General features: G+C 60.5%; 13 protein-coding genes. 10 read left to right on the forward strand and 3 right to left on the reverse strand.

The genetic code is table 11. The annotated features are described in order from the left end of the window. Positions 1 to 1,133 (reverse strand): hypothetical protein (locus A1355_RS15665; protein WP_197471827.1); only part of this gene is annotated, 1,133 nt, incomplete at its 3' end. Positions 1,134 to 1,370: 237 nt separating this feature from the next. Here A1355_RS15665 and A1355_RS15670 point away from each other — a divergent pair. From A1355_RS15670 to A1355_RS15685, 4 genes are all read left to right on the forward strand, one after another. Continuing rightward, positions 1,371 to 3,599: a spermidine synthase gene (locus A1355_RS15670; protein ID WP_064029835.1), complete on the forward strand. Its 2,229-nt coding sequence runs from the start codon at positions 1,371 to 1,373 to the stop codon at positions 3,597 to 3,599. 8 nt (positions 3,600 to 3,607) lie between these two features. Beyond that, positions 3,608 to 4,636: a UDP-3-O-(3-hydroxymyristoyl)glucosamine N-acyltransferase gene (lpxD, locus tag A1355_RS15675; RefSeq protein ID WP_064029837.1), complete on the forward strand. Its 1,029-nt coding sequence runs from the start codon at positions 3,608 to 3,610 to the stop codon at positions 4,634 to 4,636. A 68-nt stretch (positions 4,637 to 4,704) separates the two neighbouring features. Continuing rightward, positions 4,705 to 5,382 (forward strand): ribose-5-phosphate isomerase RpiA, encoded by a 678-nt coding sequence (gene rpiA / locus A1355_RS15680; protein ID WP_064029840.1) that lies wholly within the window; start codon positions 4,705 to 4,707, stop codon positions 5,380 to 5,382. A gap of 224 nt (positions 5,383 to 5,606) precedes the next feature. Beyond that, positions 5,607 to 6,086, forward strand: a complete 480-nt coding sequence (locus A1355_RS15685) for a peroxiredoxin (RefSeq protein ID WP_064029879.1) — start codon at positions 5,607 to 5,609, stop codon at positions 6,084 to 6,086. A gap of 83 nt (positions 6,087 to 6,169) precedes the next feature. Here A1355_RS15685 and A1355_RS15690 read toward each other — a convergent pair whose 3' ends face one another. Beyond that, complete coding sequence (locus tag A1355_RS15690; protein WP_157197909.1) at positions 6,170 to 6,436, reverse strand: hypothetical protein; 267 nt, start codon at positions 6,434 to 6,436, stop codon at positions 6,170 to 6,172. Between the two features lie 417 nt (positions 6,437 to 6,853). On the opposite strand from A1355_RS15690, the gene A1355_RS15695 reads away from it, so the two are divergent. Both A1355_RS15695 and A1355_RS15700 read left to right on the forward strand, forming a co-directional pair. Next, a complete protein-coding gene (locus tag A1355_RS15695; protein WP_064029844.1) occupies positions 6,854 to 8,017 on the forward strand; it encodes an FIST N-terminal domain-containing protein in 1,164 nt (387 codons plus the stop codon). Then, positions 8,010 to 9,158, forward strand: a complete 1,149-nt coding sequence (locus A1355_RS15700; RefSeq protein ID WP_064029846.1) for a GGDEF domain-containing protein — start codon at positions 8,010 to 8,012, stop codon at positions 9,156 to 9,158. Before A1355_RS15695 ends, A1355_RS15700 begins: the two co-directional genes overlap by 8 nt. 90 nt (positions 9,159 to 9,248) lie before the next feature. Here the strand turns inward: A1355_RS15700 and A1355_RS15705 are convergent, their stop codons facing one another. Continuing rightward, positions 9,249 to 11,861, reverse strand: a complete 2,613-nt coding sequence (locus A1355_RS15705) for an EAL domain-containing protein (RefSeq protein WP_064029848.1) — start codon at positions 11,859 to 11,861, stop codon at positions 9,249 to 9,251. Between the two features lie 328 nt (positions 11,862 to 12,189). Here A1355_RS15705 and lexA point away from each other — a divergent pair, with 328 nt between their 5' ends. The 4 genes from lexA to A1355_RS15725 are packed head-to-tail and all read left to right on the forward strand — an operon-like array spanning position 12,190 to position 18,095. Continuing rightward, positions 12,190 to 12,798, forward strand: coding sequence for a transcriptional repressor LexA (gene lexA, locus A1355_RS15710; protein ID WP_064029881.1), 609 nt, complete (start codon positions 12,190 to 12,192; stop codon positions 12,796 to 12,798). Next, positions 12,795 to 13,406, forward strand: a complete 612-nt coding sequence (gene imuA, locus A1355_RS15715) for a translesion DNA synthesis-associated protein ImuA (RefSeq protein ID WP_064029850.1) — start codon at positions 12,795 to 12,797, stop codon at positions 13,404 to 13,406. Before lexA ends, imuA begins: the two co-directional genes overlap by 4 nt. Further along, entirely contained in the window at positions 13,406 to 14,887 is a 1,482-nt protein-coding gene (locus A1355_RS15720; RefSeq protein ID WP_064029851.1) for a Y-family DNA polymerase, read from the forward strand. Before imuA ends, A1355_RS15720 begins: the two co-directional genes overlap by 1 nt. Then, positions 14,871 to 18,095 (forward strand): error-prone DNA polymerase, encoded by a 3,225-nt coding sequence (locus A1355_RS15725; protein ID WP_064029853.1) that lies wholly within the window; start codon positions 14,871 to 14,873, stop codon positions 18,093 to 18,095. Before A1355_RS15720 ends, A1355_RS15725 begins: the two co-directional genes overlap by 17 nt. Positions 18,096 to 18,098: the final 3 nt, after the last annotated feature.

Below are 18,098 nucleotides of genomic sequence, written 5' to 3' on the forward strand. Positions count from 1 at the left end.
GGTCCGCCGCCCGAACCGCCGCGCTGGCCCCGGCCGAAGCCTATGCCGGCGCCGGCCAGCAATTGATGGCTAGCCTCGGTCAGCACTAACAAGTACTTGCCGCCCGGCCGCGCGTGCTCCCACACCGATAACCGAGCACCGGCCGCGCCGATGGCATAGGAGTCGTCATCCTCGCTGCCGGTGACTGCCAGCAACGGCGAGGAAATTGGTTGAAAACGGCTACGGACATTGCCGGTCGCCAAATCCACCGAAGGACTCAAGAGTATCCCGGCCACGGGCCGCAACTCTTGCCTACCCGGCAACTCGACGCCGAAATTTTCGCCGAGTACCGCGCTGACGGTTTGCGCGCCCAAATCGTATCCGGCCAACACCAGTTTATCGACGTCGGCGGCCGCGTACAGACGCTGCCCCAAACCGGCCCGGGTTCGAAGCTGCTGGTAAGCCCAGGCCAAGTCGGCGACTCGACCGGGCAAATGTTCGGCGGCGAAATACTCGTGGCCGAGATAACGTAATTCGCTGCTGCGAGCCGCCTTGGACGGACGGCGTTTGTCCTCCGGCCGATCGCTGTCGTCCTCGTCGTCGGGCTGGGTACCATCTTCCGGATCGGGTCCGCCGCCAAACCAGCCGCCGAACATCCCCGCTGCCTCGCCGTCCTCGTCATCCGGCGGGCCCATATCGTTGGCGGTGCCGGGACGCGGTCCGCCGCGCGGCCGGTTCAATTCGCGCAAGGCTTGCCCTATCGCCACCGGCTGCATGCAAAATACCGCGTAACCGGCTTTGGCCCAGAATTCGCGCCATAAGCGGCCGCCGCCGGCATCCTCGCCCAAGGCCGGCAGGTACACGATCAGCGGGTAACGGCCCGGCGCGGTGGGTACCGTAATCGATACGTCCAAATCGCGGCCATCGTGATGCCAGACTTCGCGGCCGGTTTCGATCTCGAAACGTCGCGCCGGCCGGTAGCCGCCGTCCAGCAAAACTTTTTCCAGTTTTTCGGCTTGCTCTACCTGGCTGGGCGGCAACGGCCGCGAACCGCAGGCGACCAGTAACACACACAACAGCAGGCAAACCGCGATTCGTAAACCGGTCGCGGAGGGTTCGAACCAGCCTATCGACCGGCGTGAATTTGGTTTCATCGCAGCGAATTTCCTATTCATTTGATAACAACATGCAACTGCCAAAATTTAAATACGGGTAAACAACAGTATGCCCACGGCATCGGTAAATCCCAGTCAATATAATGTAAATTCGGGTAAAAAGCCGCGCGCAGGCTCGGGGTCTCCTGTCGAGCGGAGTCCAAGCGCGAGCCACAAGCCGGCGCAAATGCTTTATCATTGGCCCGCCCGGTTCGGCCAACCCCGACAATAATAACGATGAACTCAGCGCCTCAAACCACCCGCCCCACCCTCATTTCGCCGGTTATCGCGTTCGCCGCGACGCTATTCATCAGCGCATTGCTGATGTTCGTGCTGCAGCCGATGTTCGGCAAACTGTTGTTGCCCTTGCTCGGCGGCACGCCTGCGGTGTGGAACACCTGCATGGTGTTTTACCAAACCCTGCTGTTCTGCGGCTACCTCTACGCGCATTGGCTGACGGCCCGGCAAGGCGCGCAGCGCCAGATTCAGATCCATACCGCCTTGATGATCTTCAGCGTGTTCGCGCTGCCGGTGGCGCTGCCGGACAACCCCAGCCCGCCCACCGCCGGCAATCCGGCCTGGTGGTTGGTCTGGACCTTGTTTCTGGCGATCGGCCTGCCGTTTTTCGTGATCTCGACGACCGCGCCGTTGCTGCAAAGTTGGTTTTCCCGCTGCGGTCATCGCAGCAGCGGCGATCCGTATTATCTGTACGCCGCCAGCAACGCCGGCAGTTTGCTGGCCTTGCTGAGCTATCCGTTTTTAATCGAACCCAACATCGGCCTGGCTAACCAGCGTCTGGTCTGGAGCGGCGGCTATCTGCTGCTGTGCGCCTGCATCCTGTTCTGCGCGGCCGGCTATTGGCGCAACCAATCCGAAGACCAACTGGAAGCGCCCAGCATCGACGAAACCCTGACGCCGCCGAGCCGCTGGCAACAACTGCATTGGGCCGCCCTGGCCTTGGTGCCTTCCAGCCTATTGCTGGGTCTGACTCAGTTCATCAGTACCGACATCGCCGCGGTGCCGTTGCTGTGGATCGTCCCACTAACCCTGTATTTGCTGTCCTTCATCCTGGTATTCGGTAGCTGGGCGGAGCGCATCCGGCCGTGGATGCTGGCCGCGCAACCGGCGGTGTTGACGGTGTTCATCGCCTATTCGTTTATCAATCCGGCCACGCTGCCTTATTGGCTGGATTTGATTCTGCACCTGATCGCATTCTTCCTGGCGGTCATGGTCTGCCACGGCGAATTGGCGCGCAGCCGGCCCCACCCCCAATTCCTGACCCGATTTTATCTGGTGATGTCCTTCGCCGGCATGCTGGGCGGCTTGTTCAACACCTTCGTCGCGCCGTTTTTGTTCGATGCGGTTTACGAATACCCGATCATGATCGTCGCGGCGCTACTATTGCGGCCCGGCTTGTTGAACGGCCGCTGGCCCTTGCAACTGCTGTTCCCGTTACTGATTCTGGTTGCCGGGCTGGCCGTCTATTTTTCGACCGAACAATTGTTCGACTATCTGGACCTGATCGGCGGCGCGCTGATTCTGCTGGCCGGCATCAGTTATGCGTTGCGCCACAGCCCGTTGGCGCTGGGCACGCTGACGGCGGTACTGCTGCTGTTCACGCTGGGTCTGCACGGCATGGCATCGAACGTGTTGTATCAGGAACGGACGTTTTTCGGCGTGCTGTCGGTGCGCGATACCGTGATCCCCGACGAAAACCAAAAGCCGGAAAAAGTCCGCGAACTTTACCACGGCACCACCAAACACGGCGCCGAACGCTTGATTCCGGCGCAAATCACCACGCCGCTAACCTACTACAGCCGGCCCGGGCCGATCGGCCAGGTGTTCGCCGAATTCGACGCCGAAAATCCGCGCTGGCGGATCGGCGCGGTCGGCCTGGGCGCCGGCGCGCTGGCCTGCTACGCCAAGGAAGGCCAAAGTTGGTCGTTCTACGAAATCGACCCGCTGGTGGTTTCGGTCGCGCAAGACCCGACCTGGTTTCATTACTTGGAACGTTGCGCCAAGCAGGCGGCGATGGTCGTCGGCGACGCCCGTTTGTCGCTGGCCAAGGAAGCCGACGCCAGCTTCGATCTGCTGATCATGGACGCTTTTAGCTCAGACGCGGTCCCCACCCACTTGCTGACCCGCGAGGCTTTGCAGCTATACTTCAGCAAGCTGAAGGACGACGGTTTGCTGGCATTTCACATCACCAACCGTCATTTGGCCCTGAAGAAAGTCCTGGCCGATCACGTTAACCAACTGCATCTGGCCGGCCTGCTCCAGGAATTTCAGCCGGAAACCGATGTCCCTCTGGTGATTGCCACCGACTGGGTGGTGATCGCGAAACATCCCGAGCGCTTGGCAAAACTGCAACAAAGCCGGCTCGGGCATTGGCAGAAATTGCCGCTGTCGTTCGGCTTGCAACCCTGGACCGACGACTTCACTCATATCATTGGCATTTGGAAATAGGAAAACGCATGCTTATCACGGAACTGGCCAGTCGTTGCGACGCTCGAGCGCAAGGCGGCGATGCCACTCAATCCATCCATTCCGCCGCCGACATCATGTCGGCTCAAGCTCACCAAGTCACCGTCCTCAGCGACGGCAAATACAAGAAACATCTGAAAGACACCCAGGCCTCGGCCTGCTTCATCGCCGAAGCCCTGATCGACGCCGAAATGCCGGCCGGCCTGACCCTGCTGGTTTGCCAGGACCCGGAAATCAGCTTTCTGAACGCCGTGAAACTGCTGCATCCGGAGCCGGTATTCAAACGCCAGGTGTCCGAACACGCCGTGCTGGCCGACACCGCGACCCTGGGTTACAACGTTCACGTCGGTCCGTTCGCGACGATAGGTCAAAACAGCAGCGTCGGCGACAGCAGTACCGTCGAAGCCGGCGCCCGCATCGGCAATCACGTGGCGATAGGCAAACACTGCCATATCCACCCCAACGCGGTGATTTACGACAACAGCGTCATCGGCAATCACGTGATTATTCACGCCGGCGCGGTGATCGGCGCCGACGGATTCGGCTATAAATTCCGCGACAACCAACACGTCAAGGTGCCTCATGTAGGTCACGTCGAAATCGAGGACCACGTCGAAATCGGCGCCAACACCTGTATCGACCGGGGCGCCTTGGGGCCGACCCGAATCGGCGCCGGCAGCAAAATCGACAACTTGGTCCAGCTCGGCCATAACAACATCGTCGGCCGCAACGTCATCATCTGCGGACAATCCGGCATTTCCGGTTCCTGCACGATAGAAGACGGCGCGATCCTGGCCGGCAGTACCGGCGTCGCCGATCACGTCAAAATCGGCGCCCGCGCCGTCGTGATGGCCCGTAGCGGCATCTCCGGCGACATCGAGCCGGGCGCCCAAGTATTCGGCAGTCCGGCCAAGGATCGCAAGGTCGCCTGGAAAGAATTGGCGGCCCTGGCCAAACTGCCGGAATTGCTGCAAAAATTCAAAGCGCTGGAAGCCCGAGTCCATAAGCTGGAAGAATAATCCGGCCCCGGAACTTGACGGCCGGTTTTCGCGTCACCCCGTTTTTCGACCATCCCAAAGGCAGAACCATGAACGACAAACAACGCGTCGCCCAACATGCTGCTCAACACGTGCAAAACGGCATGATCGTCGGCCTGGGCACCGGCTCCACCGCCAATCTGTTCATCGAGGAACTCGCGCGGCGCCGCACCCAGGAAGGCCTGAAATTCAGCGCCGTGGCCAGTTCGACGGTCAGCACGATCAAGGCCCGTCAACTCGATTTGCCGCTGATCGCGATCGACCATCTGGAACACCTGGACTTGTACGTGGACGGTGCCGACGAAGTCGCCCCCGATCTGACGCTATTGAAAGGCCGCGGTTACGATTTGGTACGCGAAAAGTTGCTGGCCAAGGCCTGCGATTCGTTTCTGGTATTGATCGACGCCAGCAAGCGCGTCAAACGCATCGGCGAGAACTTTCCGATTCCAATCGAAGTGATGCCGTTCGCCTGGAAGCTGGTACAACGCAGCGTGGCGGCGATCGGCGGGCACGGTAGCTTGCGGCAAACCGCCAACGGCGACGGCTTGGTCGTCACCTCATACGGCAGCCTGGTGTTGGATGTGGTGTTCGATTCCACGCTGGACGCCAAAACCCTGAACGAACGGCTGAACGGCATTCCCGGTATCGTCGAACACGGCATATTCAACGGCTTGACTGGTGCGGTATTTTGCGGCCACGACGGACAAGTGGACGAACTTTGGGCTTAGCGGCCGGCGTGCTCGGCGCGGCTTAGCCTTTGGCCGGCAAACAACCGCGGCACTTAGTCCCAGCAATTTTGTGGTAGAAGCTCGTCCGGCGCTTGGTCCATAATCGACGCCAGCCGCGGGTCGCCGGGATTGGCTTTCCGGCCGGCGCGGCCGGCGTTGGTCCCGATAGCCGGACCAATCCAATCCGCCAGTTCGAATTCGCCCCGTACAACAGGAGAAAACCCATGTCGCAATTATTAGAAAAAAACCAGGAAGCGCCGTTTTTCCGTGCCGTAAATCAAGACAATAAAATGATCTATCTGTCGGATTACCAGGGCGAAAAGACTGTGGTGCTGTATTTTTACCCCAAGGACGATACGCCTGGCTGCTCGATAGAAGCCAACGACTTCACCGCGCTTGCCGCCGAGTTTGCGGCGGCTAATACCGTCATCGTCGGCGTCAGTAAGGACGACTGCGAGAGCCACCGGGCCTTCATCGCCAAATACGGGCTGAACGTGCAATTATTGGCCGATACCGACGGTGCGCTGTGCGACAGTTACGGTACCTGGCAGGAAGTCGAAAAAGACGGCATCAAAAAGTGGAAGATCGTCCGCTCGACCTTCATTATCGGCAAGGACGGCAAGTTGCTCGAAGCCATGTACGGCGTTAGCCCGGATGGACACGCGCAAGCGGTACTGGATATTGTCAAAAGCCTGCCCGTCTGAGATACATCTTGGAACCATCGCCGGCCATTTTCTGCCCCAAAAAAGCCGGGGTTCCCCGGCTTTTTTACGAACTAGCAGCGAACTCAATGTAGCGTGACAACTTGCTTTACCACGTCAGCCACCGTTTTGATACGGCTGAAGTCCAGATGAAGTTGGTTAAACATTTCCATGATCGAGCTATCCAGCTTATCCCGCAAGTCGGCATCCATACCCAGATCGTTTTGTAGATCGCTATCCAAAGAAACGTCGTCCACATCCAAATCGAAGGTATCGGCGATGACCAGATGTACGGCCATCGACATCATGTTTTGCAGGCTTTCCACTTCGTTGCCACCGAATTTTCCACACATCAGCGTCACCTCTTTGTCGTTAACGATGGCGTTAGTTTGGCTAAAACCCCACCCAAAAACCGTTAACGACTACCAATTCGGAGCGCTGCTTCAGCCACGGTGTTGTAGCGCCCTTGGTCGACCTCTTGACTTGGCGCCTGCGTCAACGCGCCAGTCCGCACGCCCCCGCCGTGCCGCAACTGGATCTCGGGAACGGCAAGTTCCAAAAAACCTCTTCTCCGACTATCCATTCGGTTACGGCGACCGGAATGCGCAACGTTATACTGGAATTCGCCTTAGCCGATAAACGGACTTACGGCCCAAAATTTCAAGGTCTTTTACGACAGCCGTCGCCCTCTCGATAGCTGTATCGAGCTTCGTCGGCGGCGATACGATAAAATTCGCTTGTAAGCCATCACAGACACACGAAATCGCTCCATGCCCAGCCCAGCCATGCCTATTCGTATCGCCCATTCGAGTGCCGTCGACCCGACAACGGCGGTCAACGAGCTACATGCCGGCCTGGTTCAGGAACGGCTGGCCGCCGTGATATTTTTTTGTTCGGCCGATTACGACCTAACGGCGCTGGCAGCCGCATTATCGTTGGCGTTTAAGGACCTGCCGGTCGTCGGTTGCACGACGGCCGGCGAAATCGGACCAGCCGGGCTTTGCGAACGCAGTCTGGTCGGCGTCGGCTTCTCTGCATCGGTGTGCAGCGCCGTCGGCGGCCTGCTCGGCGACTTACGGAGTCTGTCCGCCGAGCAAACCAAGGACTTCGCCCAATCTCGGTTGAACGCGCTATTGGATTTGGCACCGTACGCCTGTTCGTCCAACAGTTTCGGTTTTTTATTGATAGACGGTCTGTCTTTGAAAGAAGAACCGGTCGCCCTGGACATTCAACGGATGCTCGGCAACATTCCGCTGGTCGGCGGTTCGGCCGGCGACGGTTTGAGGTTTCAGGATACGTGGGTTTATTGGGGAGGTGCGTTCCACCCGAACCACGCGGTCATGCTGTTAATCAGCACCACGCTGCCGGTGTACGCTTACCGGACTCAACACTTCTTACCGTCCGAGCACAGGATGGTGGTCACCGCCGCCGACATCGGCCGACGCACCGTCCACGAAATCAACGGTCTGCCGGCCGCCGAAGAGTACGCGCGACTGATCGGCTATCCGCTGGACCAACTCACGCCGGCGTTGTTCGCCGCATATCCGGTCGTCGTCAAGATCGACGGCAGTTATTACGTGCGCGGCCTGCAACGCGCCAATCCGGACCGCAGCTTGACCTTTTACTGCGCGATCGAGGAAGGCTTGGTGTTGCGCATCGCTCAAGGCGAAAACTTGCTGGAAAATTTGGCGGCGGCCTTCGGTCGCGTCCGTCAAGTCATCGGCCAGCCGCTGGTGACGCTCGGCTGCGATTGCATCCTGCGAAAACTGGAAGTTGCCGCCGCCGATCAGCTCGATGACTTGAACCGCTTGATGACCGACAACCGCGTGGTCGGCTTTCACACCTACGGCGAACAGTTTCGCGGTATCCACATCAACCAAACCTTCGCGGCCGTGGCGATCGGCGCTCCGGCTACCGCATCCGAACATGACTGACCCAAACGCCAATCCCAGCCTCCCGGCTTTGCAGGCTGAAATCGCCCGCTTGAACAAAGTCGTCCAAGTCCTGATGGACCGGGTCGAACACAGCGGCGATTTGGGAAACTCCTATTTCGATCAAGTCCAGGCAACGGTGATGCTGGAAGACTTGGTGCGGCGCCGCACTCAGGAATTGGAAGCAGCGCTGGCAGAAAACCGGGCCATCAACCGCGCGCTGAGCGAAGCGGAACAAAAATTTCACTGCGTGCTCGATCAATCCCTGGTCGGCATTTCAATGACGATCGATCAACGCTTTCACTACGCCAACCCGAAGTTCGCCGAAATTCTGGGCTATAGCGTCGAGGAAATTCTGAAACTCGGTCCGGCCGACATTACCCCGGCCGAAGACTTGCCCCAGGTTTTGGACGTGATTCGCCGCGCATTGAACGGGGAATTCCAGCAACTGACCTTTACGACTCGGGCCGTGCGCAAGGATGGTCGGATCATCAACGTCGAAATGTCGGGGAAGGCGCCGCTGGATATTGGCGGCCGTCCGGCGCTGATCGCGGTTTGGGCGGACATTACCGAGCGGCTCGGAGCGGAGCGGGAAATCGAGGCCTTGCAAACGCGGCTGCGCGACCAAGCCCTACACGATGCGCTGACCGGGCTTTACAATCGTTTGTTTTTAGCCGAAAACCTGGACCGGACCATCGCGCTGGCCGCCCGGCACGGCTATCCGGTCAGCGCGGTGATTGCCGATCTGGATTTTTTCAAATCGGTCAACGACCGTTACGGCCATCCCGGCGGCGATGCCGCGTTAAAACATCTGGCCGATCTGATGCGGCAACACGCCAGATCTAGCGACATCATCTGCCGTTACGGCGGCGAAGAGTTTTTATTGTTGATGCCCGACACGCCCGTCGAAGTGGCCCGCGAGCGCGCCGAGTACCTGAGACAATGCCTGGCCGAGCAACGCGTGGCCTGGAAAAGCACGCCGATAGCGCTGACCGCCTCCTTCGGTGTCGCCAGCTATCCCGAGGATGCCCAATCCGGCGGCGAATTGATCGAGGCGGCCGACAGCGCGCTATACTCATCCAAAGCCAACGGCCGCAATCGCGTCACGCGCTTCGGCCAGTCCTGGGAACCTGCTCCGATCTAGGCGCACGCCATTCAATTCCGGCCCGCGCCGCCGCCGGCTGCAATCCAGCTGCTTCACTGTTCTCGTCGAGCCAGGGCCATTAACGCACCCTCATGGCTCGCGATCACATTCGCCGGCAGCGGTTTGCTCTAGCCATGCAACGCCTGCCGCATCCGCGAAGTTGCTCGGTTCGCCCGGCGCTTTTTCGAATATCGCCGTCAGACCGTTGGCCGGCATCGGCTTGGCGAAGTGGTAACCTTGACCGAAATCGCAGCCGATTTTTTGCAACAGCGCCAGCTGCTCGCCGGTTTCTATGCCTTCCGCGACCACCAGTATCCCCAATTTATGCGCCATCGCGACGATGGCCTCGCAAACCGCCATGTCGCTGGCATTCACGGGCAAGGTTCGGACGAAGGCTTGATCGATCTTGATATAGTCGATGTCGAATTTCTTCAAATAGGTCAAGGACGAGTAGCCGGTACCGAAATCGTCCAAGGCCACCTGAATGCCGGCGGCATGAAACGCTTGCAGCTGTTCGCGCACGATATCGTTGGCGTCGAGCAAAAGGCTTTCGGTGATTTCGACGACCATCGCCGCGCCGCTGATGCCCATCCGCGCTAAATCTTCCGGCCAGCGCTTGTAATCGTAACGGGCACTGAGAAACTGAACCGGCGATTTGTTGATGCTGACTTGAAACTCGGGATCGTAAAGCCTTCGCCAGATCGCCGCTTGTTGCAACACGGTGTCGAACACCCATTCGCCGATGTCCACAATCAAGCCGGTTTCCTCGGCCAGCGGGATGAATTCGGCCGGGCTCACCATCCCCAACGCCGGATGACGCCAGCGCAACAAGGCTTCCGCCTTGACGATTTTTAGCGTCGCCATATCGACGATAGGTTGGTAGTAAACCTCGAATTGGTCTTTGCGCAAGGCCGCGTGCAATTCGCTCAATAAGCGCAAGCGTACTTGGGCGCGTTGCTGCAATTCGCTGGTGAAATAACTGAAACGGTCCCGGCCGCGCTTTTTGGCTTCGTAAAGCGCCTGATCGGCATTTTTCAACAACTCGTCGCTTTTCCTGGCATCGTCCGGATAAAACGCAATCCCGATACTGGCCGACAAATAGACGGTGTCGTCGCCCAAACGAAACGGTTCGGCCAGACCGCGCAACACGATCCGGGCAATCGCCTCGACCTCCGGTTTTTCCTTCATACCGCCAATGATCACGGTAAATTCGTCGCCGCCGATGCGGGACAGCGTCAACGCCTCGGGCAAGGCTTGCCGCAGGCGCCGCGCGGCTTCCCGCAACAAAATATCGCCCATGAAATGGCCCAGCGTGTCGTTGACGTCCTTAAACCGGTCCAAATCGATAAACAACAAGGCCATCCGCAAACCCGATTTGGCGGCCGCCGCCGACTCTTGCGCCAATTTGCTCAAAAACAGACTGCGGTTGGGCAATTCGGTCAACGGATCCAAATGGGCTTGTTTCCAGATCACGTCGAGCGCCCGCACGCGCTCGGTGATGTCGGACAATATGACGACCTGATGCCCGGCCAGATCCGCGCTCAATGCCACCAAATTGACTAACACGATTTTTTTAGCGCCGTTTTTGCAGACGACGTCCAGTTCCATCGACGGAAACCCGTGACCGCCACTCAGAACCAACTGGGCACGTTCTTCCCAATCGCTCCGGACCATCCGCCGGTATTCGGCATCCGGAAACGCCTTCCGCCACCAATCTTCCCATTCCAGCAACTCAGTTCGGCTGTAACCGAAGGTTTCGACGAAAGCCGGATTCAAGTAAGCAATATGGTTCCGACCGTCGTATAACAAATATGCAATCGGCGATGCGTCGATGATGGCGTGGAACTTGGCTTCGCTGGCCGCCAGGGCTTGCTTGGATTGATAAAGACGGTGGTAGGGAATTTCGACGCAATTCATGAAAACCGCGCGATAAATCATGCCGTAGGCAACGGTTTTATAGAGGTGGCCGAATAAGTTGAAGATGTCGGTCACGTCGGCATACAGCGTGAAGAAAATTTCGCTGAGCGCCATCACCACGGCCGCGCCGGCCAAGCCCTGCACGTCGTAACTCTGCGGATACAGGCCGCGCCGGTACAAACCCAAGGCCAGCGCCAGATAAACCGCTATCAAACCGTATTCGCTGATCCGCTTGAACCCAGTCAGGCCGACGCCAGGCACGAAAGTTTCCGGTACCCAATCGGCGTGGAACAGCACTACCCAAGCCGCCCCGGCCACCGCGGCGAGCACGCCGGCCAACATCCACCAACGCCCGTTGGTTCGTTGTAAGTCCCAATTCGGTAAAACGGTGACCGAGCATAAGGCCAGCGCGGCCAAGCCGCGCGCCGCCAGCCAAAAATCGATCGCCTTTTGCGGATCGCTCGGCGTCACAAAATCGGGCATGCCCTGATACGACAAGGTATGCAGCACGTCCAACAGCGCGACACCGGCAAAACAACACGCCAGCAACATCAAATTGCCGGAGCGCTCGCGCTGGTAAACGCTCCAGCCGACCGCGAACACCAGCGCCGACACGACGATGGATAAGGTTTCCAACAGCGTATGCAGCGGCGCGTAATTGGCGATTCCCTTCCAGCCATCCGGCAACGGCGCCAACGCGACGACGATTTGCAAAGCCAATAAAATCGCCAAATAGCGCAGCATCAACAGGGTACGGCTTTTTGGGCTTCTATTCGGACAAAACATGCAATAAAACGGTTGGAGAAATAAATGGGCGCGATTTGCCGGTTTACATAAGCTTAGCCTTTAGCGCCGATTTCCCCAACCACTCTATGCTTTTAAAGTCGCCGGCCCGACATGGGTGCCTCGGGCCGGCAGTCGCCGCTCAACTGGACAACGCCGGCGTAAACGCCCGGAAATCCGCATCTACCAAAACGTTTTCCCGCCGCGACTCGGCTCTCGGCTCGAGCATACCGGCCAATCCCGATCGCCCCCGCTAACCCGATTTGCCGACTTGAATCCGCTGATAAAAAACCACTATACTGCTTATAAAAGCAGTGTATATAAAAACAGCATGAAACCATTAACCGACCGCCAGCAAACCATCCTCGACTTCATCGAGCGCCGCCTCGGCGAGGACGGCTTTCCGCCGACCATCGCCGAGATCGCCGCCGCGTTCGGCGTGCGCTCGACCAATAGCATACGCGGCCACTTACAGGCCCTGGCGCGCAAGGGCGCGATCGAACTGGTGCCGTCGGCGTCGCGCGGCATTCGTTTGTTAAAACCTGCCGCCGAAGCCGGCCTGCCGCTGGTGGGCAGAGTCGCCGCCGGTAAACCGATACTGGCCGAGGAGCATATCGAAGACTATTGCCGGCTCGGCCCGGAGCTGTTTCGCGACCGCGCCGACTACCTGTTGCGGGTACACGGTATGAGCATGCGCGACGCCGGCATCCTCGACGGCGACCTGCTGGCGGTGCGACGGACGCCGACTGCCGACAACGGCCAAATCGTCGTCGCCCGCATCGGCGACGAAGCCACCGTCAAACGCCTGCGCCTGGACGGCAATAAAGCCTTTTTGGAGCCGGCCAACCCCGATTTCGCGGTACTGACCGTCGATCTGGAACGCGACACGCTGAGCATCGAAGGCGTGGTCGTCGGCGTGATCCGCCGCGACTTGCCATGAAGCCGGTACTGGAACAACTACTGCGCGGCCAAGACCAAATCTGGCGCGGCCTGCAAACCGACTCGGCCAACGGCATCGCCACCGGTTTTGCCGAATTGGACGCGCTGTTGCCCGGCGGCGGCTGGCCGAGCGGCGCGTTAATGCATTGGCAGCTGCCCCAGGTCGGCGTCGGCGAATTGCCGTTGCTGCTGCCGGCGATGGCCTCGCTGAGCCGACAAGGCCGGCGTATCGTCTGGTTGGCGCCGCCCTACCAAGCTTACGCACCGGGCTTGCAGCAGGCCGGCGTCGAGCTCGGGCAATTGCTGGTCGTCGCCTGCCCCGAAGCCGCCGATCTGCCGTGGGCCTTGGAAGTCCTACTCCGTAGCGGCGGCTGCGGCATGGCCTTGGCCTGGCCCAAACGGCCGCTGGCCGCGCACCAAACCCGCCGCTTACAATTAGCCGCCGAGGCCGGTAACGCGCTGGCGGTGCTGTTCGCGGTCGGTCACGCCGCGCAAGCCCGCCACGCCGCATTGCAACTAGCCTTACGGCGCGAAAGCGGCGGCTTGCGACTGCGGATAGCCAAGGCGCGCGGCAGTCTGCGCCAACTGGATTTGCTGTTGGCAATCTGATGGCCGCCACCGCCCGCGCCCTAGCACCCAGATATTTACCGCCCCGGCACAGCGAAGTCGCGCCCGCCGCCCATCGACCCAAACTCTGGGTGTGCGCCTATTTCCCCGACCTGGCCTTGACTGCCGCCGGCCTGGATTCAAGACTAGCTTGCGCACTGCAGGAAACCGTCAAGGGCCGGCCCTCGCTGTACGCGGTTTCGCCACCGGCCCGGCTAGCCGGCGTCGAACGCGGCATGACGCCCGCCGCCGCGCTGGCGCTCTGCCCCGGTTTGCAGATACAAAACCGCGACCCGCAATTGGAGCACATCGCGCTAGACCTTCTGGCCGATGCCGCGTTGGACTTCAGCCCGTGGGTCAGCCGCGACCTGCCGCAAGCCCTGCTGCTGGAAGTATCGAGCTGCTTGCGTTTGTTCGGCGGCGCCGAATCACTAAGCGAACAACTGCGCCAAACCCTGGCCGGCATCGGCCATCGCGCCCATCTGGCCTTGGCGCCGTCGCCGGCGGCCGCCGAAATGCTGGCACGTTTGAATCTGGAAGTCGTCGTCGCGCAACCGGCCAAACTGCGCTCCCTGCTCGGCCCGTTGCCGCTGGCGGCGGCGGGATTCGACGCCAAGCTGTCGCAACGCCTGGCGCGGACCGGCGTGCAAACCCTGGCCGATGTCTGGCGGCTGCCGCGCGATGGCTTGGCTCGGCGTTACGGCCCCGAACTGCTCGGCCGACTCGACGCACTGGCCGGCCACGACTCGCGCCTACCCAAGCAGTTCCACCGCCCGCCGCGTTTCGCCGCCGGCCGCGAACTGCCGGCCGAACTGGACAAACTCGATCACTTCTTCCCGGCGGTCGAACAACTGCTCGAGCAACTGGCCGAGTTTCTGCGCCGGCGCGACGCCGCCGTCCAGGCCGTCGAACTGCGCTTGCTACACTACCGGCGTCCGGCCACGCCGGTCGAATTAAGCTTGCGCCACGCCAGCCGCGACCCGCTGCATTGCGCCCGCTTGCTGCGGGAAAAACTGGAACGCACGCCGCTGCCGGCGCCGGTATTGGCGGTCAAATTGTTCAGCGAAGCCGTCGTGCCGTTCCAGCCGCGCAGCTTTAGTTTGTTCGACGACGAAGCGCGCGAACAGGACTGGCAAAGCGCGCTGGAGCAATTGCAAAGCCGGCTGGGCCATCAAGCCTTGCAATATCCGACCGCCGCCGCCGAGCATAGGCCGGAACGGGCCGGCGTGCTTGGTCTAGAATCGGCAGCCGAGCAAGCCGAACTGCCGCCGCGTCCGCTATGGCTATTGAGCAGCCCCAAGCCGATGAATTCGGCCGAGCTGCATTTCGCGCAGGATCGCGAACGCATCGCATCGGGCTGGTGGGACGGCGCGCCGGTCCGCCGCGATTACCGCATCGCCCACGACCGCGCCGGCCGCAAACTGTGGGTGTTTCAAGACTTGAAGCCGAATGGCGGTTGGTATTGTCATGGCTTGTTCGGCTGAGGCGCCGGCCTTCGCCGAGCTGCATTGTTTGTCCAATTTCAGCTTTTTGCGCGGTGCCTCGCACCCGGAGGAATTGGTCGCCGAAGCCGCCCGCCTGGGTTACCGGGCACTGGCCTTGACCGACGAATGTTCGCTGGCCGGCATCGTCCGCGCCCATCTGGCGGCCAAAAAACACCGCATCGACTTGATCGTCGGCAGCGAAATGCGGCTGGACGACGGTTTACGCTTGCTGCTGTTGGCGACCGACCGTACCGGCTACGGCAACCTGTCGCATCTGATCAGTCTCGCCCGCCGTCAGGCCGACAAAGGCAGCTACCGGTTGAGCCGCAAGGATTTTACACAACACTTTCCGGCACACTGCCTGGCGATCTGGCTGCCGGACTTGACTAAGCCGCAAATCGGCGACGGTTGCTGGCTGCAAAGTCTGTTCGGCACCGATCTATGGCTAGGCGCCGGGCTGTTTTTATCCGGTCGCGACCGGGAATGGATCACCACCGCCGAAAACCTAGGCCAACAATTGAATATCCCAATCGTCGCCTGCAACGACGTGCACATGCACCGCCGTTCGCGGCAATGCTTGCAGGATACCTTGACCGCGATCCGCCTTAACCGGCCATTGACCGAGCTGGGCTATGCCTTGTTTGCTAACGGCGAGCGCCATCTCAGGCCCGTGCAACGGCTGGCCGAGATTTATCCGCAAGCCTGGCTGGACGAAACCGTCAAACTCGCCGCCCGCTGCCGATTCTCGCTGGACGAACTGCGCTACGAATATCCGCGCGAACTGGTGCCGGACGGCTACACGCCGGCCTCGTGGCTCAGGCATTTGACCGAAGCCGGCTTGCAACAACGTTGGCCGCACGGCGAGCCGGCCAAGGTCAGGCAACAAGTCGAGCACGAGTTGGCCTTGATTGCCGATCTGACCTACGAGCCCTACTTTTTGACCGTCCACGACATTGTCGCCTTTGCCAAAAGCCAAAACATTCTTTGCCAAGGTCGCGGCTCGGCGGCGAATTCGGCAGTTTGCTATTGCCTGGGGATTACCGAAGTCGATCCCGGCCGGATGAATCTGCTGTTCGAACGTTTTCTATCGCGGGAACGCAACGAGCCGCCGGACATCGACGTCGATTTCGAGCACGAGCGCCGCGAGGAAGTCATTCAATATATCTACCGCAAATACGGCCGCCACCGTGCCGCGCTGGCCGCGACGGTGATTACCTATCGCAGCCGCAGCGCGGTGCGCGACGTCGGCAAGGCGCTGGGTTTGAACGCCGGCCAACTGGACCGGCTGGCCGGCAACGTCGATCGCTGGGACGGCTATAAGCTGATGCCGGAAGCCTTGCGCGATTGCGGTTTCGATCCCGCCAGCCCGGTGATCCGCCAGTTGAGCGCCTTGGTCGAGCAAATCCGTGGTTTTCCAAGGCATTTGTCGCAGCATGTCGGCGGCTTCGTGATCGCCCGCGACGAGCTGACCCGGCTGGTGCCAGTCGAAAATGCGGCGATGGCCGAGCGGACCGTGATTCAGTGGGAAAAAGACGATCTGGAAGCGATGGGCTTGCTAAAGGTGGACGTGCTGGCCTTGGGCATGCTCAGCGCGATCCGCAAGACGCTGACTTATCTGGGCGAATACACCGGCCGCGCCTGGACCCTGGCCGACATTCCGGCCGAGGACCCGGCCGTGTACGCGATGCTGCAACGCGCCGACAGCATCGGCGTGTTCCAGGTCGAATCGCGGGCGCAGATGAGCATGCTGCCGCGCCTGAAACCCGCCAATTACTATGACTTGGTCATCGAAATCGCCATCGTCCGCCCCGGCCCGATCCAGGGCGAAATGGTCCATCCCTATCTGGCGCGGCGCAACGGCCAAGAAGCCATCGACTATCCCAGCCCGGAAATCAAGCAAGTGCTGGAGCGCACGCTGGGCATCCCGATTTTTCAGGAACAGGTCATGCAAATCGCGATGGTCGCCGCCGGCTTTACCCCCGGCGAGGCCGACGAATTGCGCCGGGCGATGGCGGCCTGGAAACGCAAGGGCGGCCTGGAGCCTTTCGAGCAGAAATTGCTGGCCGGCATGCGCGAACGCGGCTACCGCGACGACTTCGCCCAGCGCATCTTTCAACAAATCAAAGGCTTCGGCGATTACGGCTTTCCGGAATCGCATTCGGCCAGCTTCGCGTTGCTGGCCTACGTGTCGGCCTGGTTGAAGTGCCATCATCCGGCGGCATTTTGCTGCGCCTTGCTGAACAGCCAGCCGATGGGCTTTTACGCGCCGGCGCAACTGGTACAGGACGCCCGCCGCCACGGCGTCGAGGTGCGGGCTGTCGATGTGCGGCATAGCGCTTGGGATTGCGCACTGGAACACGACCGCCGGCCATTAAATACCGTTCGCCCTGAGCTTGTCGAAGGACGAAGCACATCAGGTTTCGACAAGCCTGTTATGAACACAGCCAAAGAGCGCATCTCGAACGGCATACCAATAAACGATAAAGCCGGACTAATAAATCCGCCGGCGTTAAGACTGGGCTTCAATCAGGTCAAGGGCTTGTCGGCCGCCGCCGCTACGCGGATAGGCGCAGCCCGCGCGGAACGCGCTTTCGAGTCGGTCGCCGACCTGGCCGAACGCGCCAAGCTAGACAAGCGCGATCTGGAAGCCCTGGCCGCCGCCGACGCGTTGAAAGCGCTGGCCGGCAATCGTCATCAAGCCTTCTGGGCGGCCGGCGGCATCGAGGCGCCCTTGCCGGTGTTCGGCGTGCCGCGCATCATCGAAGCCACGCCCTTGCTAAAAACCCCGCAGCCGGTACAGGACACGGTCGCCGATTACGCCAGCGTTGGCCTGACCTTGCGCGAGCATCCACTGGCATTGCTAAGACAACAGCTAGGCGCGAAAGGCGTCATCACCGCGCAAAGCCTTTGGCAACGCCGCAACGGCAGCATCGCCCAGGTCGCCGGCCTGGTGATTTGCCGGCAACGACCGATGACCGCCGCCGGCGTGACCTTCGTAACCCTGGAAGACGAAACCGGCCAAGTCAACTTGATCGTCTGGCCGAAAACCGCGCTGGCTCAGCGCAAACCCTTATTAAAGGCGCGCTTGCTGGGCGTGGCCGGCATCGTCCAGCAACAGGACGGCGTGCTGCATTTGATCGCCGGCAAATTGGAAGATTGGAGCGACTGGATCAGCGAACTGGCGGCCAAATCGAGGGATTTTCACTAAACC

Source organism: Methylomonas koyamae (genome assembly GCF_001644025.1).
Taxonomy (GTDB): Bacteria; Pseudomonadota; Gammaproteobacteria; order Methylococcales; family Methylomonadaceae; genus Methylomonas; species Methylomonas koyamae_A.